This is a genomic window from Alloyangia pacifica, assembly GCF_900116195.1.
Lineage (GTDB): Bacteria > Pseudomonadota > Alphaproteobacteria > Rhodobacterales > Rhodobacteraceae > Salipiger > Salipiger pacificus.
Window position 1 is genome coordinate 229,911 of record NZ_FOZW01000005.1, and the last position, 26,051, is coordinate 255,961.

At 66.2% G+C, this 26,051-nt stretch carries 20 protein-coding genes; 5 read left to right on the forward strand and 15 right to left on the reverse strand.

Annotated features, from left to right (window positions below; translation table 11 throughout):
- Nucleotides 1–36: 36 nt before the first annotated feature.
- The 15 genes from BM397_RS12555 to uxuA all read right to left on the reverse strand — a co-directional run bounded on the left by BM397_RS12555 (nucleotide 37) and on the right by uxuA (nucleotide 21,239).
- Nucleotides 37–3,408, reverse strand: a complete 3,372-nt coding sequence (locus BM397_RS12555) for a calcium-binding protein (RefSeq protein ID WP_092424464.1) — start codon at nucleotides 3,406–3,408, stop codon at nucleotides 37–39.
- Nucleotides 3,409–3,810: 402 nt separating this feature from the next.
- Complete coding sequence (locus BM397_RS12560; protein ID WP_092424466.1) at nucleotides 3,811–5,805, reverse strand: CocE/NonD family hydrolase; 1,995 nt, start codon at nucleotides 5,803–5,805, stop codon at nucleotides 3,811–3,813.
- Between the two features lie 42 nt (nucleotides 5,806–5,847).
- Nucleotides 5,848–7,449, reverse strand: coding sequence for an ABC transporter ATP-binding protein (locus BM397_RS12565; protein WP_092424468.1), 1,602 nt, complete (start codon nucleotides 7,447–7,449; stop codon nucleotides 5,848–5,850).
- On the reverse strand, nucleotides 7,446–8,270 hold the full coding sequence (locus tag BM397_RS12570) for an ABC transporter permease (RefSeq protein WP_092424470.1): 825 nt from the start codon (nucleotides 8,268–8,270) through the stop codon (nucleotides 7,446–7,448). The genes BM397_RS12565 and BM397_RS12570 overlap by 4 nt, the downstream gene beginning before the upstream one ends.
- Nucleotide 8,271: 1 nt before the next feature.
- Nucleotides 8,272–9,231, reverse strand: coding sequence for an ABC transporter permease (locus BM397_RS12575; protein WP_092424472.1), 960 nt, complete (start codon nucleotides 9,229–9,231; stop codon nucleotides 8,272–8,274).
- Nucleotides 9,231–10,784 (reverse strand): ABC transporter substrate-binding protein, encoded by a 1,554-nt coding sequence (locus BM397_RS12580; RefSeq protein ID WP_092424474.1) that lies wholly within the window; start codon nucleotides 10,782–10,784, stop codon nucleotides 9,231–9,233. The genes BM397_RS12575 and BM397_RS12580 overlap by 1 nt, the downstream gene beginning before the upstream one ends.
- Nucleotides 10,785–10,952: 168 nt before the next feature.
- The gene (locus BM397_RS12585) at nucleotides 10,953–11,843 is read right to left on the reverse strand and encodes a LysR family transcriptional regulator (RefSeq protein WP_092424476.1); all 891 of its coding nucleotides are present in this window, start codon (nucleotides 11,841–11,843) and stop codon (nucleotides 10,953–10,955) included.
- Nucleotides 11,844–11,976: 133 nt separating this feature from the next.
- Nucleotides 11,977–13,068: an NAD-dependent epimerase/dehydratase family protein gene (locus BM397_RS12590; RefSeq protein ID WP_176806626.1), complete on the reverse strand. Its 1,092-nt coding sequence runs from the start codon at nucleotides 13,066–13,068 to the stop codon at nucleotides 11,977–11,979.
- A 469-nt stretch (nucleotides 13,069–13,537) separates the two neighbouring features.
- Nucleotides 13,538–14,845, reverse strand: coding sequence for a TRAP transporter large permease (locus BM397_RS12595; protein ID WP_092424480.1), 1,308 nt, complete (start codon nucleotides 14,843–14,845; stop codon nucleotides 13,538–13,540).
- Nucleotides 14,842–15,342, reverse strand: a complete 501-nt coding sequence (locus BM397_RS12600; RefSeq protein WP_092424482.1) for a TRAP transporter small permease — start codon at nucleotides 15,340–15,342, stop codon at nucleotides 14,842–14,844. The genes BM397_RS12595 and BM397_RS12600 overlap by 4 nt, the downstream gene beginning before the upstream one ends.
- Nucleotides 15,343–15,350: 8 nt before the next feature.
- Nucleotides 15,351–16,316 carry a TRAP transporter substrate-binding protein gene (locus BM397_RS12605; RefSeq protein ID WP_092424484.1) on the reverse strand — a complete coding sequence of 322 codons (966 nt, stop codon included), beginning with the start codon at nucleotides 16,314–16,316 and terminating at the stop codon, nucleotides 15,351–15,353.
- Nucleotides 16,317–16,429: 113 nt separating this feature from the next.
- On the reverse strand, nucleotides 16,430–17,614 hold the full coding sequence (locus BM397_RS12610) for a LysR family transcriptional regulator (protein ID WP_092424486.1): 1,185 nt from the start codon (nucleotides 17,612–17,614) through the stop codon (nucleotides 16,430–16,432).
- Nucleotides 17,615–17,819: 205 nt separating this feature from the next.
- Nucleotides 17,820–18,437: a GNAT family N-acetyltransferase gene (locus tag BM397_RS12615; protein WP_092424488.1), complete on the reverse strand. Its 618-nt coding sequence runs from the start codon at nucleotides 18,435–18,437 to the stop codon at nucleotides 17,820–17,822.
- 133 nt (nucleotides 18,438–18,570) lie between these two features.
- On the reverse strand, nucleotides 18,571–20,025 hold the full coding sequence (locus BM397_RS12620) for a mannitol dehydrogenase family protein (RefSeq protein ID WP_092424490.1): 1,455 nt from the start codon (nucleotides 20,023–20,025) through the stop codon (nucleotides 18,571–18,573).
- A complete protein-coding gene (uxuA, locus tag BM397_RS12625) occupies nucleotides 20,022–21,239 on the reverse strand; it encodes a mannonate dehydratase (protein ID WP_092424492.1) in 1,218 nt (405 codons plus the stop codon). The genes BM397_RS12620 and uxuA overlap by 4 nt, the downstream gene beginning before the upstream one ends.
- Before the next feature lie 132 nt (nucleotides 21,240–21,371).
- Between uxuA and BM397_RS12630 the strand changes: the two genes are divergently transcribed.
- The 5 genes from BM397_RS12630 (at nucleotide 21,372) to BM397_RS12650 (ending at nucleotide 26,043) form a co-directional block, all read left to right on the forward strand.
- Nucleotides 21,372–22,070 (forward strand): GntR family transcriptional regulator, encoded by a 699-nt coding sequence (locus BM397_RS12630; RefSeq protein ID WP_092424494.1) that lies wholly within the window; start codon nucleotides 21,372–21,374, stop codon nucleotides 22,068–22,070.
- Nucleotides 22,071–22,117: 47 nt separating this feature from the next.
- Nucleotides 22,118–23,095, forward strand: coding sequence for a TRAP transporter substrate-binding protein (locus BM397_RS12635; RefSeq protein WP_092424496.1), 978 nt, complete (start codon nucleotides 22,118–22,120; stop codon nucleotides 23,093–23,095).
- 105 nt (nucleotides 23,096–23,200) lie between these two features.
- On the forward strand, nucleotides 23,201–23,701 hold the full coding sequence (locus tag BM397_RS12640; protein ID WP_092424498.1) for a TRAP transporter small permease: 501 nt from the start codon (nucleotides 23,201–23,203) through the stop codon (nucleotides 23,699–23,701).
- A 1-nt stretch (nucleotide 23,702) separates the two neighbouring features.
- The gene (locus BM397_RS12645) at nucleotides 23,703–24,980 is read left to right on the forward strand and encodes a TRAP transporter large permease (RefSeq protein WP_092424500.1); all 1,278 of its coding nucleotides are present in this window, start codon (nucleotides 23,703–23,705) and stop codon (nucleotides 24,978–24,980) included.
- A 10-nt stretch (nucleotides 24,981–24,990) separates the two neighbouring features.
- Nucleotides 24,991–26,043: an L-idonate 5-dehydrogenase gene (locus tag BM397_RS12650; protein WP_092424502.1), complete on the forward strand. Its 1,053-nt coding sequence runs from the start codon at nucleotides 24,991–24,993 to the stop codon at nucleotides 26,041–26,043.
- Nucleotides 26,044–26,051 lie beyond the last annotated feature (8 nt).

A 26,051-nucleotide genomic window follows, 5' to 3' on the forward strand; every position in this document is an offset into this window, starting at 1 on the left:
GGCGCCTGTCCCCGCGGGGACAGGCGCGTCACACTCTCAGACGAAGCTGAAGTTCCGCGCCGCGTTCACATCGGCAATGCGCAGGTCGCCCTGCAGCAGCAGGCTGCCCTGCGCGCCGAAGGTGACGAGGATGCCCGCCTCGCTGGCGCTGAAGCTGACGTCCGCCAGCCCATCGATCCCCGGCAGATCGACCTCGATCACGTCCTCGCCCGGGGTGAAGTCGGTGATCACGTCGCCGCCGGTCAGATCGCCCTCTTCCAGCACGAAGATGTCGCGCCCGGACCAGCCGGTAAGCGTGTCGGCCCCGGGACCGCCCGACAGGCTGTCGTTGCCGATCATGCCGTTCAGCTCGTCATCGTCCTCGTTGCCGGTGAGCGTGTCATCGCCCTCGCTGCCGACCAGAGTGTCGTTGCCCTGGTTGCCCGAGATCAGGTCATTGCCCTCGTTGCCCTTCAGGTAGTCGTTCCCGCCCCAGCCAAGCAGGCGGTCGTCACCTTCGCCACCATAGGCGTGGTCATCCCCCTTGCCGCCGACCAGCCGGTCGTCGCCGCCCAGCCCCTCGAGCGTATCGTCGCCGTCCCCGCCCTCGAGCGTATCCGGCCCGGCGCTGCCGGCGATCTGCGCGCCGCCGCTCTCCGGCGGTATCACCGCGACATCCGAGGTGACGAAGGTGATCTCGATCACCTCGAAGGGGTCGAGGGTGATCGGCACCGTCGTTCCGGTCACCGCGAGATCGGTCAGCTCGGCGCGCACATCGTTCTCGTTGATGTAGTAGCGCTGGCCATTGACCAGCAGGCTGTCGGCCTCCTGGAAGCCCTCGCCCGGCACGTAGTGCACCCCGTCGCTCGAGTTTGACGAAAGATCCGCGCCGATCTTCACCGCCGAGGCAGAAGTGTAATCCGGCACCAGCGTCGAGAGGTCCAGCTCCAGCTCGATGGTCTCGGTGGCGCGCGAGGCGACGTAGATCACCGTGCTGTCCTCGGACTGCCAGGCGTGGAATGTGAAGCTGCCGTCCTCGATGGAAAGCTGGGTGCCGAGCAATTCGAGTCCCGGCAGGCTGGAACTCATCAGGTCGAAGGTCGCCCCGTTGATCGTGTTGAGCACGCGCCCTTGGGCGTCGGTGATCACGTCCTCGGTCTGCTTGCCCGCAAGATCGGTCGGCGTGTTGTGCTGCACCGGCCAGACATGCGCCGCATCGACACCAAGCTCGTTCATGTTGCTGGTCATCTCGACCATCACCGAGGCCGACCGCAGCCCGGTCTCGGTGGTGTCAGAGGTGCGCACGTTCCATTCGGTGATGTAGAGGTCGAGCTCCTTGTCGAATTCCTCGTCCCAGACGGCGTAGTCGCGGTTGATGAAGTTCATCTCGCCACTGGTGCCCTCGAACTCGGTGACCTGCTTGTCGTAGTAGTAGTGCTCGACCACCCCGTCGATGGCATCCCGTGCCCCGGCCCCGAGCTGGTCGATGATCGCACGGTTGGCGTCCTGCACCCGTTCCAGATAGGGCCGGTCATCGATCGAGACGTGGTATTCGGAGCCGGCGAAGGGCGAGGCCATCTGCACAAGGATCGCCGCCTGATCACCATCTGCAAAGCCCGAGTCTTGCATCCCCTGCGCCAGCGCGACGGCGGCGACATCGGCCTTGGAGCCATAGGCCGTTTCGCCCATGCTCCAATATTCGTTTCCGATTTCGAAGGCCTCCACCACATCGGAATAGTCGCGCATCACCGTCTCGGCAAAGCCCGCGATGTCGCCCGACAGCGCCTCGTATTCCGCCACCGTGTAGTTCTTGGTGGGCAGCACCAGCGTAACCTGCGCGCCGTTTTCGCGCGCCCAGTCGAGCATGTCGGTCACTTCCTGCCGCAGCTGCCACTCCCCGTCCACGCGCTGCATCTGCAACACGTCGAGAAAGCCCTCGCCATCCACTTCGAGATCGCCGCTGTCGCCTTGCCCCGCAGGAAAGCGCAGATGGGTGATGTCGAGCGCATCGGCCGCAACCCCGAAATTGTCCAGTGGCACGCCGTCGTCGGTGTTCACGCTGAATACGAGATTGCCGCCGAAATACGCCCCGTCGAGCGTCTGGCCCGTGGCCGTGGCCGCAGTCACGGAGATATGGGTGCCGTCAAAGGCGGGCGGCGCGGAGGCGACCGGCGTCAGCTCGCCGAGATTGCCCAGCCAGCCCGCGGGATCGCCGAGCGCGGCCGCGTCCACCCCCCTGATCACAGCCAGCACGACGCCGTCATAGATCAGCGCAGCGCCACTGCCATCCGCCGCCTCGGCGACGGTCAGGTTGTCGTAGGCCTCCTCGGCGCTGAGCAGGGTGCCGTCAGCGCGCATCAGCGAGATCAGCTCGGGGCCGCCGTCATTGCCGGTCAGCTCGTAGGTGTACAGCGTCAGCGGCGTGAAGGCGTCATCGCCCTGCGGCACCACGATGTCGTAGAAGTCGTTGCCCGCCCCGCCCGCGAGGTGGTCGCCCTCGTCGCCGAAGAGGATGTCGTCCCCGGCGTTGCCGACCAGCGTGTCACCGACCGTCTCGGCCCCGTCCGCATCGACGCCGCTGACGAAATCGTCCCCGGCCTGACCGTCGAGGTAGTCACCGCCGCCCCGGCCGATCAGAACGTCCGCGCCTGGACCCCCGAAGAAATCGTCGCGCTCCACCGTGCCGACCAGCAGGTCGTCACCCTCGAACGTGGCGTTGAGCGCCGAGGAGAAGTTGCCGATCCAGATGGTCTCGTAGAACAGCTCCTCGGCGGTGTAGCCCTCGATCACCGCCACGACCTCGCCGTTCATGTAGATGCCCGCACCGCTGCCGTCGGGCATGTCGCCGATGCCCGCCGCGAGCGTGCCGTCGAAAAAGGCCGCGCGCGGGATGATCTCGCCCTCGGGCGTTACGAAGACCACGCGGTCCGGCACGTCCTGATCGGTGAGCCGGGTGAAATCGAGATCGGTGATGGTCACCGGCTCGGTGCCCTCCTGCCCCACCGGCACGATGAAAAGATCGGCGCCGCCGCCCCCGGTGAGCGTGTCGCCGTCGTCGCCCCACAGCAGGTCGATCCCCGCGCCACCATCAAGGCTGTCCGGCGCGCCCGGCATGTCGTCGGCCATCACGATGAAATCGCTGCCCGCGCCGCCCTCCGCCGTGTCCGAGCCGAGCGCGTCGACGATCAGATCATGGCCGCCACCGCCAACCAACAGGTCATCACCCGGACCGCCGTCCAGCGTCTCGTCGCCGTTGGTGCCGAGGAGCACATCATCGCCCTTGGTGCCGAGGAGCAGCCCCTCTGCCAGGTCGCCGGCAAGGTCCGGTGCCTCCTCATCCGGAACGTCTTCGCTACCGGACGCCGAAGCGGTTCCACCGGCGAGGCTCCAGAGAAGCACCCCGAGCAGGAGCGAAGACAGGTAGAACATGGGCGGCACCGGTACCTGAACTGGGGAATCCCGCCAGCGGTGGCCGCCGGACAGGAACGCTCGCCCAAGTTATGCCATAATCTTGCCGCAATACACTGAATTCTGGAAACAATTCGTTTCCTGACATCCAACTCCTTTCTGCCCATGCGCCCGGTCCCTGACCGGGGCAGACATTATTTCCGGCTACAGCGCTGATGCTGCGCCTTCCGGAGCCAAGGCTGAGACCCCCGCGCCGCTGGATGAGACGTGCTGCCGATCCGGCCGTGCTCGCGCACCGGCTACCCGTCCTCGCGGGGCAGCGTCGGGTCCCTCCTGACCTCGCTCCCTGCCCGGCCCGGGTCTGAGCTCCCTGCCCCGGACAGCTTAAGGGCGCGCCGAACACCTCCGGCGCGCCCGTCCAGCTCAGATCAGCGCGCGCTTGATCGTTTGCGACCAGTCGTTGGCGAAGACCTCCTCGCCGTTCAGCGTGACGGTCATCCGCGCCGAAAGGTAGAAGTTCTCCGCATCACAGGTCATCTCGCTGTCCAGCACCGAGGCCGTCTCCCAGCCCTCGCGGCCCATCTCGTAGACCTGATGCAGCTTGTAGCGTGCGCTGGCAGGGTCGTCCGGATGGATGGTCAGCTCGCGGCGCAAGCTGTGCGAGAGCACCGTGCCGATCTCGTCGAAGCGCAGCACGCCCTCGCCAAAGAGCCCGCCCTCGCCGTTCGTCACATAGGTGACCTCGCCGGTGAGATAGTCGGTGGTGACCTGGCGCTCGAGCTTGGCTGGCCGGATCATGGTGATCGGACATGCCGGACCATGCGCCGGGGGCTCGAAGCCCGGGTGCGCATCGCCCCCCACGCGCCGCGGCAGATGGAGCAGGCTGTGCTCGGTGTCGATGGTCAGCGTGGCGGCCTCGGGGGCGGGCCAGATGATCGGCCAGTAAGCGGTGCCCACCGAGATGCGCAGCTTGTGGCCGGCGGCAAAGCGGTGACCGCAGGTCGAGAGCTTGACCTTCACCGTCTCGAAGCGCCCCGGCACCAGCGCCTCGGGGGTCTCGTGGCCATTGCGGTGGGTGAGGTTCAGCACCTGATAGCTGACGCGGGTGACGCGACCGTCGGGTGCGACATCGCCGAGCCGCACCACCACCTGCGCAACCGGCTTGTCGCTGGCGAGGTGCAGATCAAGCTCGGGCACGCCGAGGATTTCCAGGTCGTCGCCCAGCACCTCGGTTTCGAAGACCAGCGCCCCGCCGTCTTCGATGCGCTGATCGGCAGGCATCTCGCCAGGGCATCCGACACCCATCCATTCGCCCGACGCGATGCCGTGGCTCTGCGGCGAACGGATCGGCAGCAGCCCGCCCTCTTCCGGCGCATCGGTGAGCGCGCCGCCCGGCGTCAGATGCATCGCGCGCATCGGCTCGGCCAGCGGCCAGTCGGAGCCGACCCAGCGGCCCGGCTGATCCGGGCGCGAGGTCTCTGGGGCGATGGGGTCGTTGATGTAGGCGCGCAGCTTCGGCTCTGCCATCACGCCGGTGTCGCGACCCTTCAGCCATTGGTCCCACCAGCGTGTCGCCTCCTGCAGGAAGCCGATCGCCGGTCCGGGCACGCCGTCCTGCGGATACACATGGCCCCACGGGCCGATGATGCCGCGCGTCGGAACCGAGAGATTCTCCAGCAGGCGCGGCACGGAGTTGGTGTAGCTGTCGGCCCAGGCACCGACGACCATCACCGGGCATTGAATAGAAGAGTAGTCCTCCTGCACCGAGCCGTGCTTCCAGTACTCATCATAGCTCTGGTGCTCGGCCCACATGGCGGGGAAGAAGGGCAGCGATTCAAGCCGTTTCTGCCAGTCCTCGCGCCAGCTTTCGCCAACCACCTCGGGATCGAGCGGGCGGGCCTGATAGCCCATCATGATCGAGCCCCACCAGAGGTTGTCGTTCAGCAGGCAGCCATTCATGAAGTGAATGTCGTCCTTGAAGCGGTCATCGGTGGAATAGCAGGTGATGATCGCCTTCAGCGCCGGGGGCCGCCGCGCCGCGACCTGCAGCGAGTTGAAGCCCGACCAGCTCTTGCCCATCATCCCGACGTTGCCGTCGCACCAGTCCTGCGCCGCGATCCATGCGATGACCTCGCAGGCGTCGTCCTGCTCCAACTCAAGATACTCGTCCGCCATGTGGCCCTCGGACTCGCCGGTGCCGCGGATGTCGACCCGGACGGCGGCGTAGCCGTGTTCCGCGAAATATCCGTGCATCGCCTCGTCGCGGCCACGGGTGCCGTCGCGCTTGCGGTAGGGGATGTATTCCAGAACCGCCGGGACCGCGTGGCTGCGGGCACCCTCGGGCAGGAAGAGGCGGGCGCTGAGCCGCGTGCCATCCGGCATGGGGATCCAGACGTGTTCGATGAATTCGGTGGCCATGATGACTTCCGTTTATCGTGTGTATTCAGATGTTTGTTTCGGTCAGGACGCGCGGGCGGCCAGCACCTTGTCGAGCCACCCACGGTCCAGCTGCGGCACCGAGTCCAGCAGCTTGCGGGTGTAAGGATCGCCCGGCGCGTCAAAGAGCGTGGCGGTGTCCGCCTCCTCGACGATCCGGCCCTTCTGCATCACCACCGTGCGGTCGGCGAGGCGGCGCACCACCGACAGGTCGTGGGTGATGAAGAGGTAGGTCATCCCGAGCTCGTCCTGCAGCTTGCGCAGCAAGCGCAGAATGTCCTCGGCGACCAGCGGATCGAGCGCCGAGGTGACCTCGTCGCAGATCATCAGATCGGGCTCTGCGGCCAGCGCGCGGGCAATGCAGACGCGCTGCTTCTGCCCACCCGAAAGCGCGCCGGGTAAACGCCCGGCCATCTCGACCGGCAGGCCGATCAGATCGAGCAGTCGCGCCACCTCGTCCCGTTGCGCCCTGCCCTTCAGCCCGCGGAAGGTCTGCAGCGGGCGCCCGATGGTCTCGCCAACGGTCTGGCGCGGGTTGAGCGCGACGTCCGGCAGCTGGTAGATCAGCTGGATGCGGCGCAGCAGATCCGGTGCGCGTTTGCGGTAGCTCTCTGGCAGCGCCTCTCCGTCGAAACGGACCTGCCCCGCCGAGGGAGTCAGCAACCCCGAGACCAGCCGCGCCAGCGTGGACTTTCCCGAGCCGGACTCGCCGACGATGGCGACGGTCTCGCCGCGCTTCACCGACAGATCGACCTCATGCAGTACCGGCGTCTTGCCGTAGGCGGCAGAGACACGATCCACCCGCAGGATCTCCTCGCCGGTGCGGTGATGGGCGCCCGCCTCGGCATTCAGGCTCGCCTGCCGTTCCGAGACCAGCCGCTGCGTGTATTCCTCGCGCGGCGCGGCGAGGATTTGCTCGGTGGTGCCGGTCTCGACCTCGGCACCATGGCGCAGCACCATCAGCCGGTCGGCGACCTGCGCGATCACCGCCAGATCGTGGGTGATGTAGAGTGCCGAGGTGCCGTACTTGCGGATCGTCTCGCGCAGCAGCAGCAGCACCTCGATCTGCGTGGTCACGTCAAGCGCCGTGGTCGGCTCGTCGAGCACGAGGATGTCGGGCTTGCACGACATGGCCATGGCCACCATCGCCCGCTGGAGCTGCCCGCCAGAGACCTGATGCGGGTAGCGGCGACCGAAGGTTTCGGGCTCGGGCAGGCCGAGCGCGGTGAAAAGCTCGATCATCCAAGCGCGCGCCTCACCGGCAGTCATCAGGCCGTGCCGCAGCGGGCCTTCCATGATCTGCCGTTCCAGCCGGTGCGCGGGATTGAAGGCCGCCGCCGCGCTCTGCGCCACATAGGCGATGCGCGCGCCGCGCACGGCCTCGCGCTCGGACCTTGTTGACGACGCCAGATCGTGGCCCGCCAGTTCGATGCTGCCGCCGGAGATCCGGCAGCCGCCGCGCCCATAGCCCATCGACGCAAGGCCGATGGTCGACTTGCCCGCGCCGCTCTCGCCGATCAGGCCGAGGATCTCGCCCTGCTCGAGATCGAGCGAAACGCCGTGTAGCAGCTCCACCCCCTCGGCGGTGGCGACGCGCAGGTCGCGGATGCGAAGGATATCGCTCATCGGTTGTCTCCCTGCACGGTGGTGTGGCCGGCCAGCAGCCAGTCGACGGTGAGGTTCACCCCGATGGTCACCAGCGCGATGGCGGCGGCGGGGAAGAGCGGCGCGTAGAGCCCGTAGAGGATGCCCTGCTGGTTGTCGCGCACCATCCCGCCCCAGTCGGCGAAGGGCGGCTGCACCCCGAGCCCGAGGTAGGAAAGTCCTGCCACGAAGAGGAAGGTGAAGCAGAAGCGCATGCCGAACTCGGCCACCAGCGGCGGCAGGGCGTTGGGCAGGATCTCGCGGCGGATCATCCAGCCGAGCCCCTCGCCACGCAGGCGGGCGACCTCGGCGTATTCCATCACGTTGATGCCCTGCGCCACCAGCCGGGCAAGTCGGAAGACGCGGGTGCTGTCGAGCAGCGCGATGGTGACGATCAGCACCGGCAGCGACGAGCCGAGTGCCTGCAGCACCACCAGCGCCGAGATCAGCACCGGGATCGACATGACCGTATCGACGACGCGCGACAGCACCAGATCGAGCCATCCACCCCGGATCGCCGCGAGGATGCCGAGCGGCACGCCGACGGCGAAGGACAGGCACACGGCGGCGAGCGAGATGCCGATCGACATCTGCGCGCCGTAGAGCAGGCGCGAGAGCATGTCGCGTCCGTTCTGGTCGAAGCCCAGCGGATGGCCCGGCTGGGGCATGTCGAAAGGCATGCCGACGATCTCTTCCTGTCCGAAGGGCGCGAGCATCGGGCCGAAGAGGAACAGGATCGCGTTGGCGGCGATCAGTGCCATGCCGATCCAGCCGGTCAGCGGGATATTGGAAAGACGGCTCATCTTATGCCTCCTTTCCGCGCGGGTGGCGCAGGCGGGGGTTGAGCGCGATGGCGGCGATATCGGCGATCATGTTGAGGATCACGTAAGCGGCCCCAAAGATCATCGCGGCGGCCTGAACCATCGGAAGATCGCGCTTCGAGACGGCATCCACCATGAAGCGGCCCAGCCCGTTGTAGTTGAACACTGCCTCGACCAGCACGACGCCGGTGATCAGATAGGCGATATTGAACGACACCACGTTGACGATCGGCGCGGCAGCGTTGGGCGCGGCGTGGCGCATGACCACGCGGCCATTCTTCAGACCCTTGAGGAAGGCGGTCTCGATATAGGGCTGGTCCATGACGCCCAGAACGGTGGTCCGGGTCATGCGCAGGATCTGCGCCATGGTGACCATGACCAGCACCAGCATCGGCAGGGTGGTGGCGTTGAACCAAGCGGCAAGCCCCATACCCTCGTAGGTGTCGGCAAGGCTCGGCAGCCAGCCGGTTTTGACCGACAGCCAGAGCACCAGCAGCAGGCCAAGGAAGTATTCCGGCAGCGACACGAAGGCGAGCGCGGCGATATTGGCGGCGCGGTCAAAGATCGTGCCACGCTTGGCGGCGGCGAGAATGCCGAGGCCGACGGCCAGCGGCACCGCGATGACCCCGGCATAGGCCGCCAGCGCCATGGTGTTCCAGAAGCGCGGCCACAGCAGGCCCGCGACCGGCTGACCCGAGGCCATGGAGCGGCCCATGTCGCCGGTCAGGATGCCGCCCAGCCAGTCGAAGTAGCGCTGCAGCGCGGGCACATCGAGGCCCAACTCACTGCGCAGCGCGGCGAGGGACTCGGGCGTGGCGCTTTGTCCGAGGATGGCCCCGGCCACGTCGCCCGGCAGGATCTCGGTTCCGGCAAACACCAGAACCGAGACCAGCCAGAGCGTCAGCAGCCCGAGGCCGGCACGTTTTGCGATCAGCGAACCCATCAGGCGTCCAGCCAGACCTTTTCGGCCATGCGCGCGCCCATCAGGTTGAACATCGCATGGGGTTTCACGCCCTTCACGTCCTTCGACACCGCGTCGAGGTAGTCGCCGAACATCGGGATCATCGCGCCGCCGTCCTCATGGATCAGCGCCTGGCACTCCCAGTAGATCTCGCGGCGCTTCTCTTCGTCGAGCAGCGCGCGGGCCTCTTTCAGCAGCGCGTCGAAACGCTCGTTGCTCCAGCGCGTGTCGTTGTAGGAGGAGGTGGACTCATAGGCGATCGAGAGCATCTGGTCGGCAGTGGGACGCCCGCCCCAATAGGACATGCAGAAGGGCACCTGCATCCACACGTCGCTCCAGTAGCCATCCGCCGGTTCACGCTTGATGGTCACGTCGACGCCTGCGCCGGTGGCCGCGCTGCGGAAGACCGCCGCCGCATCCACCGCGCCGGAGAAGGCCGCATCCGAGGCCGAGAGGGTGACGGCGAGCGGATCGAAGCCGGCCTTCTTGGCGTGGAACTGCGCCTTCTCGGGGTCGTAGGCGCGCTGTTCCAGCTCGGAATTGTAGAAGCGGTCGGTCTGCGGGATCGGGTGGTCGTTGCCGAGCTGCCCGAAGCCGGCCAACGCGGTCTTCAGCAGCTGTTCGCGATCCACGGCGTACTTGATGGCGAGGCGGGCGTTCACGTCGGTGAAGGGCGCCTTGGTGCAATCCATCAGGAAGGTGAAGTGCTGGCCCCCGGCCGAGCGCACGATCTCCAGCTTGGGGTTGCGGCCCAGCAGGTTGACGGTCTTGAAGTCCACCGCGTTGATCGCATGCACCTGCCCCGACATCAGCGCGTTGGTGCGGGCGGTCACGTCATTGATCACCACCACCTCGACGGCATCGACGTTGGCGCAGCCGGGCTTCCAATAGTTCTCGTTGCGGACGAAACGGCCGCGCACACCGGGTTCGACACGCTCGGGAATGAAGGGGCCGGTACCGACCGGGTTCGACCAGTCGTCGAAGCCCTCAGGAACCACCAGCAGGTGGTAGTCGGACAGCAGGTACGGCAGGTCGGCGTTGCCACTCTCCAGCATGATGCGGATCTGGTGGTCCGAGAGTTTCTCGATATCGGTGATCGGCGCGAGGATCGAGCGCGCCGCCGAGGAGCTTTCGCCGCGGTGCAGGTTGAGCGAGTAGATCACGTCATCGGCGGTGAGGCTCTTGCCGTTGTGGAAGGTCACGCCCTGCCGGATGTCGAAGACCCAGGCGGCGGCACCCTCTTCTGCCTCCCAGGCCGCGAACAGCTCGGGCTGGGCGATGTTGTCGGAGTCGATCTCGACGAGGCCGTTCATGACCATGTAGGCCTGGTTCACCGGCACCCAGTCGGCCAGCTTGCGAATGTCGAAATCGTCGGTGGTCGAGCCGCCGCTGATCCCGAGCTTCAGCGTGCCCCCCTTGCGCGGGGTCTCCTGTGCGCGCAGCGGCAGACCGCTGAGGCCCACGAGGCCGATGCCCGCTGCACCCGCGAGAAGGCCGCGGCGGCTAATTCCGGACATGTCATGAAGTTTCGTCATGTCGTCTCTCCTGTGAATTTTTGCTTATACACGGCTCATGGCCAGCTTGACGCAGAACATTCCGGGGAACGCTTAGAGGTACAAATGATTTTTTGTCATACCCCTCTGCGCGCATTTCAAGCGGCCTCTTTCCGCAAGGGAATCAGGAGCTTGCCCGTAGGGCTTCGGTCAATTTGACCGCCAGCGCCGGTTGCTCTCGGCAAGCCAGTCGCCCACCTGCCGCGCCACCTGGCGCTGGTGTCGGGTCGTGGGTCGCATCAGGTAATACTCGCCGTGGCCTCGGAACGGCCGGGCATCCGCCGGTACCAGAAGCCCGCTCTCGAGGTAGTCGACGATGAACCACGTCCAGCCCATGGCGATGCCGACACCGCGGCGCGCCGCCTCGACCGACAGATGGTAGTCGCCGAGCTTCCAGCGGGTCGCGGCCTCGGGCAGCTTGAGATCCATGGCGGCGAGCCAGTTGCCCCAGTCCGTCCACTCCTTGTGGGTTTCCTCGACGGTCAGCAGCATCGGCGCCGCGGCCTCGGCCAGCAGCGTGCCGCCCGGCGCCATGACCGGCAGCATCTCCTCCGGCCCCAGCGCATCGACGACGTGATCGGCGGGACGGTTCGGGCGGTAGTAGATGGCCAGATCGTATTCGTCGTGGCGCAGCTGCTGAAAGAAGTCGTTGACGATCAGTTTCAGCTCGATCCCCGGGAAGGCGTCGCGCAATCGGGCCAGCCGCGGCAGCATCCACAGGTCAGCCACGGCGCGAGAACAGGCGATCGACACCTGGTCCTGCCCGCGTCGGGTGATCTGTCCCGCCTCAAGCGATTGCAGCGCGTCGAGCGCGCGGCCCACTTCCTTGGCATATTCCTCGCCGATCCGGGTCAGCACGACCCCGGCAGGCTGCCGATCGAAGAGCGCCGCGCCGACGTGATCCTCGAGCTGCGCGATCTGCCGGCTGATGCCGCTCTGGGTCAGCGCAAGCAGTTCGGCGGCACGGGTGAAACTGCCGCAGCGCGCGACGGTTTGAAAGGCAACGAGGCTGCGCAAAGGTGGAAGGCGACCGATATCCATACCGCGCTTATAGGCGACAGCACGTACGGCGCGAAGGGGCATTGCTGCGAGGCACGGCCCCCGAGAACGGCAACTGCCGCGCCCGGGGAGGAGCGCGGCAGGGGAGGATGATCCATCATGTAGGCCCGGCGGATTATTCCGCGACCTGGGCAGGCTTCATGGCGCCGGCATACTCATTGTGGAAGTAGGTCATGGTGTCGAGAAGCACGTCCTCGAGCGCGATCTTCGGCTCCCAGCCGAGCAGTTCCTTGGCCTTCGAGATGTCGGGCATGCGGCGGTCGCAGTCCTCGTATCCCTCGCCGTAAAACTCTTCCGAGCTGACCTCGATGATCGGGTAATCCTCGTAGGACGGATCGCCGGTGATCTTGGCGTAGGTCTTGCGCATCATGTCCGCCAGTTCGGCCATGGTGACCTCATTGTTGCGGTTGCCGATGTTGAAGGCATGACCGTTGGCCTTCTCGGGGTTGTCGAGCATGCGGCAGATCGCATCCACGGCCTCGTAGATCGACACAATGGTACGGCGCGCCTTTCCACCATCCACCAGCTTCATCGGATCGCCGTTCAGCAGCGCGCCCATGAAGCAGGCCAGAACGCGGGGAACCCCGTCGCCGTCGCGCTGCGGGATGTAATCCATGCGCGGGCCGAAGAAGTTCAGCGGACGCACCACGGTGAACGGCAGGCCGTCTTCCTTGTGGTGGGCATAGACGAGGCGTTCGACCATCTGCTTTGCGCAGGCGTAGGTCCAGCGCTGGTTGACGATCGGGCCCATGATGAGCGGCGTCTCGTCTTCCTTCAGCTCGTAGAGGTCGGGATTCTCGTAGGTGGTGTCGCCCACATAGCTCGACAGCGTGCGGCCGTAGCATTCGCTGGTCGAGAAGCTGATGAGCCAGCGCTTGTATTCCACACAGAGCTCTACGATCGGGTAGACGTCGAACAGGTTGGATTTGATCACGCTGATCGGATTGGTGTTGTATTCGGACGGGTTGCAGATCGCGGCGAGATTGATCACCACGTCGCCCTCGGCGACGGCCTCCCGGAGGTCCTGTTGGGTCTCGGGGTCGTCGACATACCGTTGATGAAGGGTGAAATTCGGATTCTCCAGGTGCTTCCGAATCTTCGAGCTTTCCGGGTCCCATCCGACGATCTTGTGATCAGTTGTGGAAAGCAGGCGATCAAGCAGATGGCTGCCGATAAAGCCTCCGCAACCAAGGATAACAATATTCATCGGATTCTCCGTTCCAATTCGCATATGAAAAGCACCTCCGGTGAGGACCCGCGAAAATTCGGGGCCCCCAGAAAATATGGGCGTAAAATCTGTAGCTTGCGCGTGTGATAAAACTTAACTACCCGAATCCTATTACACGAAAATTCTCAACATGGCCACGCTTTGCACGCATGTGCAGCATACCTTCGGCCGGAAGATCTCCTGTCTTGGGTCAAAACTTGGCAGCAAACCGCCGCAATTGCCCCGATCCGCGCCACTTCCCGCACAAACATCGCCAGACGATCCGGTCAGGCGAGTCCGAGACGGCGTGAGACCGCCTAGGAAAGCGCTTTTCACAAGCGACGATTCGCTGCTGCCTGTGTCAAGGACGCGACAGGCAAAGGCCCCGCCGATCGCTCGGCGGGGCCTTCCTTCTCTTTCTACCTCGCGCGTGGCCGGATCGTCCGGCGCGTGATGGTCCAGCCTTGGCCTAGTCGAACATCGTATTCGGGATCAGCGTGGCGATCTGCGGGAACAGGATGATCAGCACCAGCCCCACCACCATGGCGATCAGGAAGGGCGTCACCCCGCTGAACACGGTCGTCAGCGGCACGCCCGGCCCGGCCACACCGCGCACCACGAAGACGTTCATGCCCACCGGCGGGGTGATCATGCCCATCTCGATGACGATCACCGCGACCACGCCGAACCAGATCGGATCGAAGCCGAAACCGGTGATCACCGGGAAGACGATGGGGATCGTGATGACCAGCATCGACAGCCCGTCCATGAACATGCCCAGCACCACGTAGGCAAGCAGGATCACGATCAGCGTCCCATAGGCCCCGAGGCCCAGCGTCTCGAGCTGTGCGCCGAGCGTCGCCGGAATGTGGGTGATGGCAAGGAAGGGGTTCAGTACGTTGGCCCCGATCACCACCATGTAGAGCATGGCCGAGGTCTTCAGCGTGTCGAGAACCGCCTCCTTGAAGCCCGTCCAGTCCACCCGGCGCTGCACCAACGCCAGCAGGATCACCAGGCCCGCGCCAATGCCCGAGGCTTCGACCGGCGTGAAGACGCCGAGGTAGATGCCGCCGATCGACACGAGGATGACCCCGAACAACGGCCAGGCCTCGGAAGAGATGCGCAGCTTTTCCGCCCAGCCGATCTTTTCGCCTTTCGGGCCGTCCTCGGGGCGCAGCGTGGCCTGAAGCCAGATCACCCCCATGAACAGCGCGCAGAGCAGGATGCCCGGAAGGATGCCCGCCATGAACAGCCGCCCGATCGATTCCTCGGTAAGGATCGCGTAGAGCACGAAACCGGTCGAGGGCGGGATCAGGAAGCCCAGCGTGCCGCCCGCGGCGACCGCCCCCGTGGCAAGGCTGTCGGCATAGCCGAGGCGCTTCATCTGCGGCAACGCGACTTTGCCCAGCGTCACCGCCGTGGCCACCGAGGAGCCCGACACCGCCGAGAAGGCGGCGCAGCCGATCACCGAGGCCGAGGCAAGCCCGCCACGCAGCCGGCCCACCCAGGCATAGGCTGCATCATAGAGACCGCGCGAATAGCCCGCCGCCGAGGCAACGTTGCCCAGCAGCACGAACATCGGCACCACGATCAGCGAATAGGACGACACCGCCGAGTAGCTCTCGGTCATCAGCATGGCGCTGGCGCTGCGGAAGCCCGACAGCCCCCAGTACCCGAAGAAGCCGACCAGCAGCATGGCAAAGGCCACCGGCGTGCGCAGGATCATGAGAAGGAACAGGGCGGCAATGCCGATCAGCCCGGCAGAGACTTCGGTCATTGTTCTTCTCCGAGCACGAGCACCTTCAGGATCTGCAGCGCGAAGACCAGCACGCAGAAGCCGCAGCCAAGGGCGAGAATTCCGTAGAAGGGCCAGAGCGGCAGGCCCAGCATGTTGGTCGTGTCGCCGAACTCGGCGGCATCCAGCGCCTTATAGTAGGCGCGATGGCACAGCACCCCCAGCGCGTAGCCCGACAGCAGCCGCGCGATCACGTCTCCGGCGCGGCGGCCGAAACGCCCCAGCACCCGGTCGAAGACATCGACGCTGACGTGGCCGTTGAGATGGGTGCAATAGGGCAGAGCGGACATCACCAGCGCCACCGCGGCCAGCTGGATGATCTCGTTCGACCCAAGGATCGGCTGGCCGAAGGCGTAGCGCAGCACCACGCCGGCGAAGATCAGCACCACCAGGGCCAGCAGGGCGACGCCGCCCACAACGGCCAGCAAGGCGGTGGCCCTGTCGGTGAAAACCGACAGGGCAACGGTTGCGCGACGCATCATGCGGCTCAGTGGGCCAGCGCGTCGACGATGGCCTGGGCGTTGCCCCCGGTCTCGGCGACGACCTTCTCGGTGACCGGCGCGGACAGCGCGTTGAAGGCGGCGGCCTCCTCGGCGGTCAGCTCGATGACTTCGCGGCCCTCGATCTCGGCAAAGGCTTCGACACCGCCGGCGGCGACCGCGAGCTGCACCTCGTTGGCCTCGGCCGAGGCCTCCTTGCCGGCGTCGAGCAGGGCTTTCTGCTGCGCGTCATCCAGGCTGTTGAAGGCATCGCGGTTGGCGAGGATGAAGAACGGCGAGTTCGTCGTGTCCATGCCGATGGTCAGGTAGTTGGCCACTTCACCAAGGCGGAAGGCACGGGTCGCGGTGGTGTCGATCATCGCACCGTCGATCACGCCGGTCTGCAGGGCGTTGTAGATCTCGCTCACCGGCATCGAGACCGGGGTCGCGCCCCAGGCTTCGACCAGCAGGCCGGTGTTGCGCGACGGCACGCGGATCTTCATGCCCTCGATGTCGGCCGGGCTGCGCACGGCCTTGTCACGGGTGTAGAGCTGGTTCGGCGCCGAGGACCACAGGCTCACCAGGATGGCGCGGCGGTACTCGGGCTGGAACAGCTCGATGTTGTTCCAGATGTCGGCGGTGCCGGTTTCGGTGTTCAGCACGCCCGGCAGTTCCGCGACCAGCGTCAGCGGGAAGGTCGAGGCGGTGTAGCCGGGCAGCGAGACGGCCAGTTCGGCCACGCCGTCGAGCACACGGCTGTACTGTTCGGCCGGGCCCGGGCCCAGTTCACCACCGTTGTAGATGGTCACCGACAGATCGCCGCCGGAATTTTCGGCCACCTTTTCCGCGAAGGGATCGAAGGCCCCCTCGACGTAAGGGTGCGTCGGCGCGAAGAAGCTGGCGAATTTGAAGTCTTCTGCAAAGGCAGCAGTGGAGGCGAGGCCGAGAGCCGCCGCAAGAATGACAGAACGCATGGTAATCCTCCCGAGATCACGCCCACCCGCATGGCAGGCCATGTGCGGGACAGGTCTGCAACCTATGTCCGGAGGGTTCCAATAGATTCGGCGCATTATGGCATAACTTATTGCTATACGTCCGGCAGCCCCCGCGCCGCGCCACGCAGGCAGTCGAGCATCAGCTGCTGCGCGCGGGTCGGCAGCCAGCCCTCGCGCAGGGTCAGCCCGATCTCGCGAAGCGGCAATGTTTCCGTGAGGGGAAGCTGAACGAGGTGGCGTCGGTCCAGCTCAGGCGCCGCCTGCCGGCCCGAGGTGAAAGCCAGCGCATCGCTGAGGTCGAGGTACTCACGTATAAGCAGAATGAATCCGGCTTCGATCAGGCTCTCGGGTAGGGGCAATTCGCTGCGGCGAAAAAGTGCCTCGAACTGATGCCTTAGCTGGGTTCCCGGGCCGGGCACGATCCACGGAAAGCAACGCAGTTGCGAGGTGCAGAGCGGCCCCTTCCCGACCAGCGGATGCCCCGGCCGCGCAACCACCGCGAAGCGATCCTGGAACAGCGCCTCCTGCCGCACGTCGGGCGCGGGTGCCTGGCTGCGAAGCGCACCGAGCATGATGTCAATGTCCCCCCGCCGCAGCCCCGCGAGCAGCATGTCATGGGTGCCGTCGAGCACCGAGATGCGGATTTTCGGGCGCGCCTGCCGAAAGGCCGCGAGCGCCCGCGGCAGCAGCACCGACCGCGACAGCGGCAGGGTGCCGATGACGATCCGCCCGGTCTCGGTGCCATCGAATTCGCCCAGTTCCATGTCGGCCTGGTCGAGCTCGCTCAGCGCGAGCAGCGCGCGCGGCACCAGCGCGCCGCAGGCCCGGCTGGGAATCAGCCCATGGGCGGTGCGCTCGAAAAGCGGCGCACCGACCTCCTGTTCGAGCTGGCTCACTGCGCGGTGAACGGTGGGCTGGGCACGGTCGAGCGCCCTGGCGGCAAGGGTGAAGCTGCCGGTGTCATGCACCGCGATCAGCGCCTGCAACTGGCCGCTGGTCACCACAGCGGTCAGCCGCGGAGAGATCTGCGAGAGCGCTGCATCGAGCTGCGCGAAGGCCCTCCCGAGGCGGGCCGCGAGCACCGCACCGCGCTCGTTCAGCACGAAGCCCCGGCTGGTGCGATCAAAGAGCGGCCCCCCGGCCTGCTCCTCGAGCTTGCGCAGCATCTGGGTGACCGCCGGCTGACTGACCTTGAACCGCTCGGCGGCCCCGGTGATCGACGCCTCGTCCGCCACGGCGAGAAGCACCCGCAAATGCCTGAGGTTGCGGGAGATCATGGCGCCGAGGCCTTGCTGCGTCTGCGCATGGACTTTCCCTGACCTGCATTCTCCTCAGCAGGTTATAGCGCCGGGATGGAGCCGGGGTCCATGCGGCCGCCGTGCGCGGGCCGGGCCGGGGGCGGCGCCCCCGGAGTCCGCGATAGATCGCACTGCCAGAAAGAATGGCGGCGGTCGGCACCGCCGCCGGTGACCGCGCCCTGCGTCAGGACGCGCCGTGGTGATCGAGCGGCGAGCGCGGGATGCGGAACATCGCGCCCGGAGTAAGCTCGTGATGCTGGAATCCGTGGCGATTGTAGAAGGCTTCCAGCGCAGGCTTGTCGAGCCCCTCCTCTCCGAAGGGTTCGTGGTGCAGCTCGATGCCGAGTTCGGCCTCGTCCGCCGCCTCCACCAGCTGGCGCAGGATGCGATGCGCCACGCCTTCACCTCGGTACTTGGGCGCGACCCAGATGCCGCTCAGGATGAAACGCTTGCTCCAGAGCGAGTGCTCGATATAGGCGACGTTCTCTTCGCTGTTGCGATAATAGGTGCGCTCGCCGGTCTCCCCGGTCGAGGCCATGAGGCCCGGAACCCGCGCAAGCCGCTCCATCACGTAGGCGTATTTCACCTCTGCGCGGTGGCGCGCACGTTCCAGTCCTTCTTCCAGTTCGCGCGTCAGATCTGGATGGCGAATCTCGCAGTAATCGCGCATCCCGTGCTGAAGGGCGATGGCCACAAATGCGCGTAACTCGTTCTCAAGACGGGTGATTTCTGCCTGTTCCTCGGATTGCCTCCGGGGTGTTTTCAGCAGCCGGGACCCGCGTGCAAAGTCGGTGTATGGCATGGTGTCCTCCCAAGCCGATCTTACATCGACATTTGCGACAGGACAGTAATTCTAGACATAGTGTTGGCGCAAACACTCGGCTGCGCGCCCGCCCGCCTATCTGGCGGGCGGGCGTGAGCATGGATTGTGGCGCTCAGGCGGCGGCCTCGCGCGCGATCACGTCGCGCATCGGCTCAAAGAGCATCTCCGCCAGAAGGCCGGTCACCTCGTCCCAGTAGGCCTCATCCGCGCGAAGCTCCGCCGGCACGAAGGCGGCATCGCGCAGCGCGGCGACGATCTCCTCCGCATCCCGACCTCCGGCCATCGCCGTCAGTTCCGCCGTACGAGGGTCGCGCAGCTCATAAGGTGCGCAATCATGGGTGGCGCCGCTGATGTGCCGCGCCCAGGCCGCCGTGGCAAAGGTGAAAGCCCGGCAATCAAGGCCCCGCGCCCGCGCGTCTGCCACGGCGGAGAATATCCGCTGCGGCATCTTCTCGGAGCCGTCCATGGCGATCTGGAAGGTCTCATGCGCGATCTCGGGGTTCTCGAACCGCCTGGCCAGCGCATCGGCATAGGCGACTGTGTCGATGCCGGGGATCTCGGGCAGGGTCGCGGCGGCGGTCACGAGATGACGGCGCACCAGCTTGGCCAGCGGTTTCGCGGCCATCACGTCCCGCACGTAAGGACAACCCGCGTGGAAGCCCACGTAGGCCAGCATCGAGTGGCTGCCGTTCAGCATCCGCAGCTTCATCATCTCGAAGGCGGTGACATTGTCGGTGAAGATCGCCCCGGCCTTGTCCCAGGCCGGACGGCCCTGCGGGAAATTGTCCTCGATCACCCACTGGAAGAAGCTCTCGGTCTCGATCGCGCCGAGATCCTCGCAGCCGATCAGCGCCTGCGCCTCGGCCAGAGTGGCGGGCGTGGCGGCGGGGGTGATGCGGTCGACCATGGTCGAGGGGAAGGCCACCCCGGCGGCAATCCACTCCGAAAGCGCGGGATCGATCCGGCGGGCGAAATCCACCACAGCGCCACGCAGAAGCACGCCGTTTTCCGGCAGGTTGTCGCAGCAGAGCACGGTGAAGGGCGCAAGACCCGCGTCGCGACGGCGGCGCAGCGCCTCCGTCAGCAGGCCGAGCACACCCTGCGGCGCCGCCGGGCTCACTAGGTCCGCGGCCACGGCAGGATGCGCCGGGTCGCAGCCATGGGCCGCGCGGTCGAGGCCGTAGGCCTTTTCGGTGACCGTCAGCGAGACGATCCTGGTGCCCTCTGCGGCCATGGCGGCGAGCGCCGGCTCGGGGTTGCCCGCCGAGCAGATGGCGTCGGCGATGGCGCCGACCACCCGCGCCTCAGTGCCTTCGGCACCCTTGGCGATCAGCGTGAAAAGGCCGTTCTGCGGATGCAGTTCGTCCGAGGCCTTCGGCGAGCGCAGCGAGACGCCGAGGATGCGCCAGTCGCCGCTCCCCGCCGCCAGCGCCAGATCGGTCAGCGCCGCCTGATGCGCCTTGTGAAAGGCCCCGAGACCGAGGTGGACGATGCCCACCCCATGCGCCTGCGGATCATAGCGCGGGCGCAGCGCCTCGGGCACCTGATCAAGTGACGTCAGCCTCATGCCTTGCCCGCCACGAGCTCGTGCTCGAAGGCACGGTAGAGGCCACGCAGTTCCGCCAGACCCTTGAGACGGCCGATCGCCGGGTAGCCCGGCTGCGCCTCGCGGCCGATGTCGTCGAGGATGTCCTGCCCGTGGTCGGGACGGAAGGGGATCGACCAGTCGGCCCGGCCCTCGTCCTTGCGGCGGCGTTCTTCGGCAACCACGGCAGCGACCATGGCGACCATGTCGGTGTGCCCCGAAAGGTGCTCGTCCTCGTAGAGCGAGTTCATCACCTCGGTGCCCTCGATGCTGACGTTCCGCAGGTGCAGGAAGTGCACGCGGTCGGCCAGCGCCTTGAAGATCTCCACCGGGTTGTTGTCCGGACGCGCGCCGAGCGAGCCGGTGCAGAGCGTGACGCCATTGGCGCGCAGGTCCACCGCGTCGAGAATCTTCCGGTAGTGCGCCTCGGTCGACATGATGCGCGGCAGGCCGAGCAGCGGGAAGGGCGGATCGTCCGGGTGGCAGCACAGACGCATGCCCAGTTCCTCGGCCAGCGGCGTCACTTCCGACAGGAAGTCGATCATGTGCTGCTGCAGCTGCGCTTCGGAGATGTTGTCGTATTCCGCGAGGTGCAGCTTCACGTCCGCGAGGCTGAACTTCTCCGCCGCGCCCGGCAGGCCGAAGACGACGTTGCCGGCGAGCTGCTCCTTGCGCGCGTCATCCATCTTGGCAAACCGTTCGGCGGCTTCGGCGACCACCGCGTCGGGGAAGCTCTCGGCAGCCCCGGCGCGTTCGAGGATGTGGATGTCGAAGGCCGCGAAGTCGATCAGATCGAAGCGCATGCAGCGCGCGCCGCTCGGACGTTCCCACGCCAGATCGGTGCGCGTCCAGTCGAGCACCGGCATGAAGTTGTAGCAGATGGTCTCGAGCCCGGCCTCGGAAAGGTTCCGCATCGAGGTCTTCCAGGTCTCGATATGAGCCTTCCAGTCACCCTTCTGCTTCTTGATGTCCTCGGAGACGGGCAGCGATTCGACCACATCCCAGACCAGCGAAGAGCCGCGGCCGTCCTTGCGGGTGCCGATCTCGCGCTGGCGTTGCGCGATTTCCTCGGGGGTCCAGATCGCGCCGGTGGGCACGTGGTGCAATGCGGAAACGACGCCCTCGACGCCTGCCTGCATCATGTCGTCGATGCTCACGCGGTCTTTCGGTCCGAACCAACGCCAGGTCTGACGCATCGGTATTCCTCCCTTTTTATCTGCTGCGCGGGACGGAATCCCGCTCCTCGGTGGTCACGAGATCAATAGCAGCCGATTCACATGTTGACTAGTATGGAAGTATGGAGCAGGTTGCCGCAACGGAGGAGAGCCATGGGAATCGAGACAATCCAGATCGAGCAGGTCGACCAGTCGGCGCCCGTTGGGCCGCAGCTGATCCGTGCCCTGCGCCAGTCGATCATCCGCAATCAACTCGAACCCGGAACCCGGCTCTCCGAGGCCGAGATCGGCGCGAAGTTCGGCGTCTCCCGCCAGCCCGTGCGCGAAGCCTTCATCAAGCTCGCCGAGGAAGGCCTGCTGGAGATCCGCCCGCAGCGCGGCTCCTTCGTGCGCAAGATTTCCGTCGGTGCCGTGCTCGACGCGCGCTTCGTCCGCGAGGCTGTCGAGGCCGACGTCGCCAAGGCCTGCGCCACCTACCGTCCCGCCGGGCTGGTCGAAGAACTTCGCGGCCAGATCGACGCTCAGGCACAGCTCGTCGACCACCACCCCGCCGCCTTCGTCCCGCTCGACGACGAGTTCCACCAGACGCTGGCGAAAGCCGCCGGCCGCCCCAACGCCTGGGCGGTGATCGTCGGCATGAAGAGCCAGATGGACCGGGTGCGCCAGATGACTTCGGCGCATTTCCCGCTTGAACACCTCATCGCCCAGCACACAGCGGTGGTCGACGCCATCGACGCTGGCGATCCCGAAGCCGCCGAAAAGGCCATGCGCGGCCACCTGCAGATGATCCTGTCGGACCTGCCGGCCATCCGCGAGGCCTTCCCCGACTATTTCGACCCCGATGCCGCGTGAGTGTGTGCGCTGCATCGTCCCCAAGCGACCCTGAAAGGGAGGACACCATGACCGTCGCGAAAACCCTCAAGACCCTGATGCTCTCGAGCATTGCCACCGTCGCCCTCAGCGCCTCGGCCATGGCGGCCGACATGACGCTGAAGCTCGGCCACCCGGCCAACGAGGACAACATCTGGCACAAGGCCTCGGTGAAATTCGCCGAAGAGCTGGCCACGCTCACCGACGGCCGCATCGAGGTCGAGGTCTACCCGAACGAGACGCTCGGCAAGGAGATGGATGTCATCAACGGCATGCAGCTCGGCACCGCCGACATGACCATCACCGGTGAATCGCTGCAGAACTGGGCACCGATGGCCGCGCTGCTGGCCGTGCCCTACGCCTACACCTCGCTCGAGGACATGGATGCCGCCGCCGGTGGCGAGCTCGGCGACCGCATCGAGGCGCAGATCATCGAGAAGGTGGGCATCCGCCCGATCGCCTACTTCGCCCGCGGCCCGCGCGAGCTGACCTCGAACCGCCCGATCACCTCGCCGGACGAGCTGAACGGCCTGAAGATGCGCGTGCCGAACGTGCCGCTCTTCCTCAACGTCTGGAAGGCGCTTGGCGCGAACCCGACCCCGATGGCCTTCTCCGAGGTCTTCACCTCGCTGCAGAACGGCACCATCGAGGCACAGGAAAACCCGCTGGCGCTGATCAAGTCGGCGAACTTCAACGAGGTGCAGAAGTACATCAACAAGACCGACCACGTGCGGTCCTGGATCTACCTGACCATCTCGGAAATGGCGTGGGACCAGATGTCCGAAGAGGACCAGGCCAACGTCATGGAAGCCGCCAAGCGCACCCAGGACTACGAGCGTGAGCTCTTCCTCGCCGACGAAGAGCAGCTGGTGACCCAGCTTCAGGACCTCGGCGTGGAATTTGTCGACGTCGACAACGAGGCCTTTGCCGCCGCCGCCAAGGACGCGGTGCTGAGCTCGGTCTCCGAAGACATCCGGCCCGACGTCGAAACCCTCTTCGACAAGTAAGCCGGAACGCGGGCCCCTCCCTCCCCTTCTCCCGGGCCCGCTCTCCCGGGCCGGACCCTCCACTCGGGTCCGGCCCTCCTTGCAATTTCACCGAAGAGCCGTTCCATGCAAAAGGTCGTCACGGTCCTGACCGCCATCGCCCGTATCGCGACAGGGCTCAGCTTTGCCGTCATCATCGCCGCCGTCATCATCCAGCTCCTTGGTCGATCCGGGGTGATCGACTCGGTCGTCTGGACCGAGGAGCTGACCCGCTTCGCGCTGCTCTACCTCGCCGCATTCGGCGTCGGGCTGGCCTATCGCTCGGGCGACCTGGTGAACGTCGACATCGTCTGCGAGGCGCTGCCCGGACGGCTGCCCTGGATCCTGCGGCTGGTGTCTGCGGTGATCACGCTCGGCTTCGGCCTGATGCTGATCAAGGCGACATGGCTCTACGTGTCCATCGGCGCGCGACAGACCGCCCCCTCGCTCGGGGTCCGCATGGACTTCATCCACGCTTCCGCGCTGGTCACCCTGTTGGCGATCAGCCTCTTCGCCGGGCTGCGCGTGGCCGGCATGCTGAGCCGCCGCGACACCGGCCTTCCCGAAAAAACCGAAGAGGAGCTCTGAGATGGAGCTGACCATTCTGCTCGGCTGCTTCCTCGGCGGCCTGATCATCGGCCTGCCGGTGGCAATCACCCTCGGCGTCTCCTCGATGGCCTACATCCTCTTCAAGGGCATGCCGCTCGTGGTCATCCCACAAAAGATGTACGCTGGCATGGACAGCTTCGTGCTGCTCTGCATCCCCGGCTTCATCCTCGCCGGCAACCTGATGAACGCCGGCGGCATCACCGGGCGCATCGTGCGGCTGGCGCAGGCGCTGGTCGGATGGATGCGCGGCGGCCTCGGGCTGACCAACGTCGCCGCCTCGATGCTGTTCGGTGGCATCTCGGGCACCGCCGCGGCAGACGCCGCCTCGATCGGCGGCATGATGATCCCCGGCATGAAGAAGGCCGGCTACCCGGCCGATTTCTCCGCCGCGATCACCGCCGCCTCCTCGACCGTCGGGCCGATTATCCCGCCCTCGGTGCCGATGATCATTGTCGGCACGCTGTCGGGCATCTCGGTCGGCAAGATGTTCATCGCCGGCGCCATCCCCGGCATCATGATGGGCGTGGCGATGATGATCACCGCCTGGATCCTCGCCAAGAAGCATAACTACCCGCGCCAGGAATGGCAGGGCATGGGCGAGCTCTGGAAGGCCTTCCTCGGCGCCTTCTGGGCCGTGGCCATGACCGGCCTCATCGTCGGCGGCCTGCTCACCGGCTTTGCCACCCCGACCGAGACCGCCATCGTCGCCTCGATCTACGCCTTCGTCGTCGGCGCCTTCGTCTACCGCGGGCTGAAACTGCGGGACGTGCCGAAAATCCTGATCGACAGCGCCGTTTCGGCCGCTGCGATCCTCGTGCTCGTCGGCCTCGCAAACGTCTTCGGCTGGATCCTCGTCTCCGAGCGCATCCCGCAGATGATCGCCGACTCCGTGCTCAGCATCACCGACAACAAGTTCCTGGTGATCCTTCTGATCAACCTGGTGCTGCTCTTCGTCGGCATGTTCATGGAGACCATCGCCGCGCTGATCATCCTCTTCGGTCCGCTTCTCGCGCTGGCCACCGGCGTCGGCGTCGACCCGCTGCACTTCGCGGTCTTCGCGGTGCTCAACCTGATGATCGGCCTGACCACCCCGCCGGTCGGCGTGTGCCTGTTCATCTGCGCCGGCATCGGGCGGGTCACGCTCTGGGAGGTCACCCGCGCGATCATGCCCTTCATCCTCACCAACATCCTCGTGCTGCTGCTCGTCTCCTACGTGCCGTTCTTCAGCACCTGGCTGCCCTCCTTCCTGTCGAACTAGGACCAAGACCATGACCAACCGCATCGCACGGCTGCACGGACAAAAAGACCTGCGCGTCGAGACCATCGAAGAGCCCACCGCCGCGGCGGGTGAGGTGGTGGTCGCGATCGGCGCGGGCGGAATCTGCGGCTCCGACATCCACTACTACGCCGACGGCGGGATCGGCACGATCCGCGTGCTTGAGCCGATCATCATCGGCCACGAGGCGGCGGGCACCGTTGTCTCGGTTGGCGAAGGCGTGACCGGCGTCGCCGCTGGCGACGTGGTGGCGGTGAACCCCTCGCATCCCTGCGGGGAGTGCAAGTTCTGCAAGGCGGGCGACCACCAGCACTGCATGAACATGCGCTTCAAGGGCTCGGCGATGTTCCTGCCGCACGAGCAGGGTTTCTTCCGTGACCGCGTCGCGATCGGCGCGGGCCAGTGCTACAAGATCGCAGCGGGCGTGCCGATGGCCGAGGCCGCGCTGGCCGAACCGCTCGCCGTCTGCTGCCGCGCGGTGACCCGTGCCGTGCAGGTCGCGGGATCGCTGACCGGCAAGCGCGTCCTCGTCACCGGCGCGGGCCCGATCGGCGCGCTCTGCGTGGCGCTGGCCAAGCACTACGGCGCGTCGGAGATCGTCGTCACCGACCTGCAGGACGCGACGCTGGAAGTGGCCAAGCAGGTCGGCGCGACCCGCGCGATCAACGTCGCCACCAACGGCGCGGAACTTGCCGAATACGAGGCCGAGAAGGGACAGTTCGACCTCTGCTTCGAATGCTCCGCCGCCGGCCCGGCGATCCGTTCCGCCATCGCCTGCACCCGCCCGCTCGGCACCATCGTGCAGGTCGGCGTCATGGGCGACACCCCGGTGCCCTTCAACATGCTGGTCTCGAAAGAGATCAACCTCTGCGGCACGCACCGTTTCGACGCCGAATTCGGCCAGTCGGTCGAGCTGATCAATTCGCGTTCGATGAACCTCGCGCCGATCGTCACCCATTCGCTGCCGGTCGAGGACGCCCAGAAAGCCGTCGAGCTGGCGATGGATCGGGGCAAGGCGGTAAAGGTGCAGCTGACTTTCGGCTGACCCCTCTC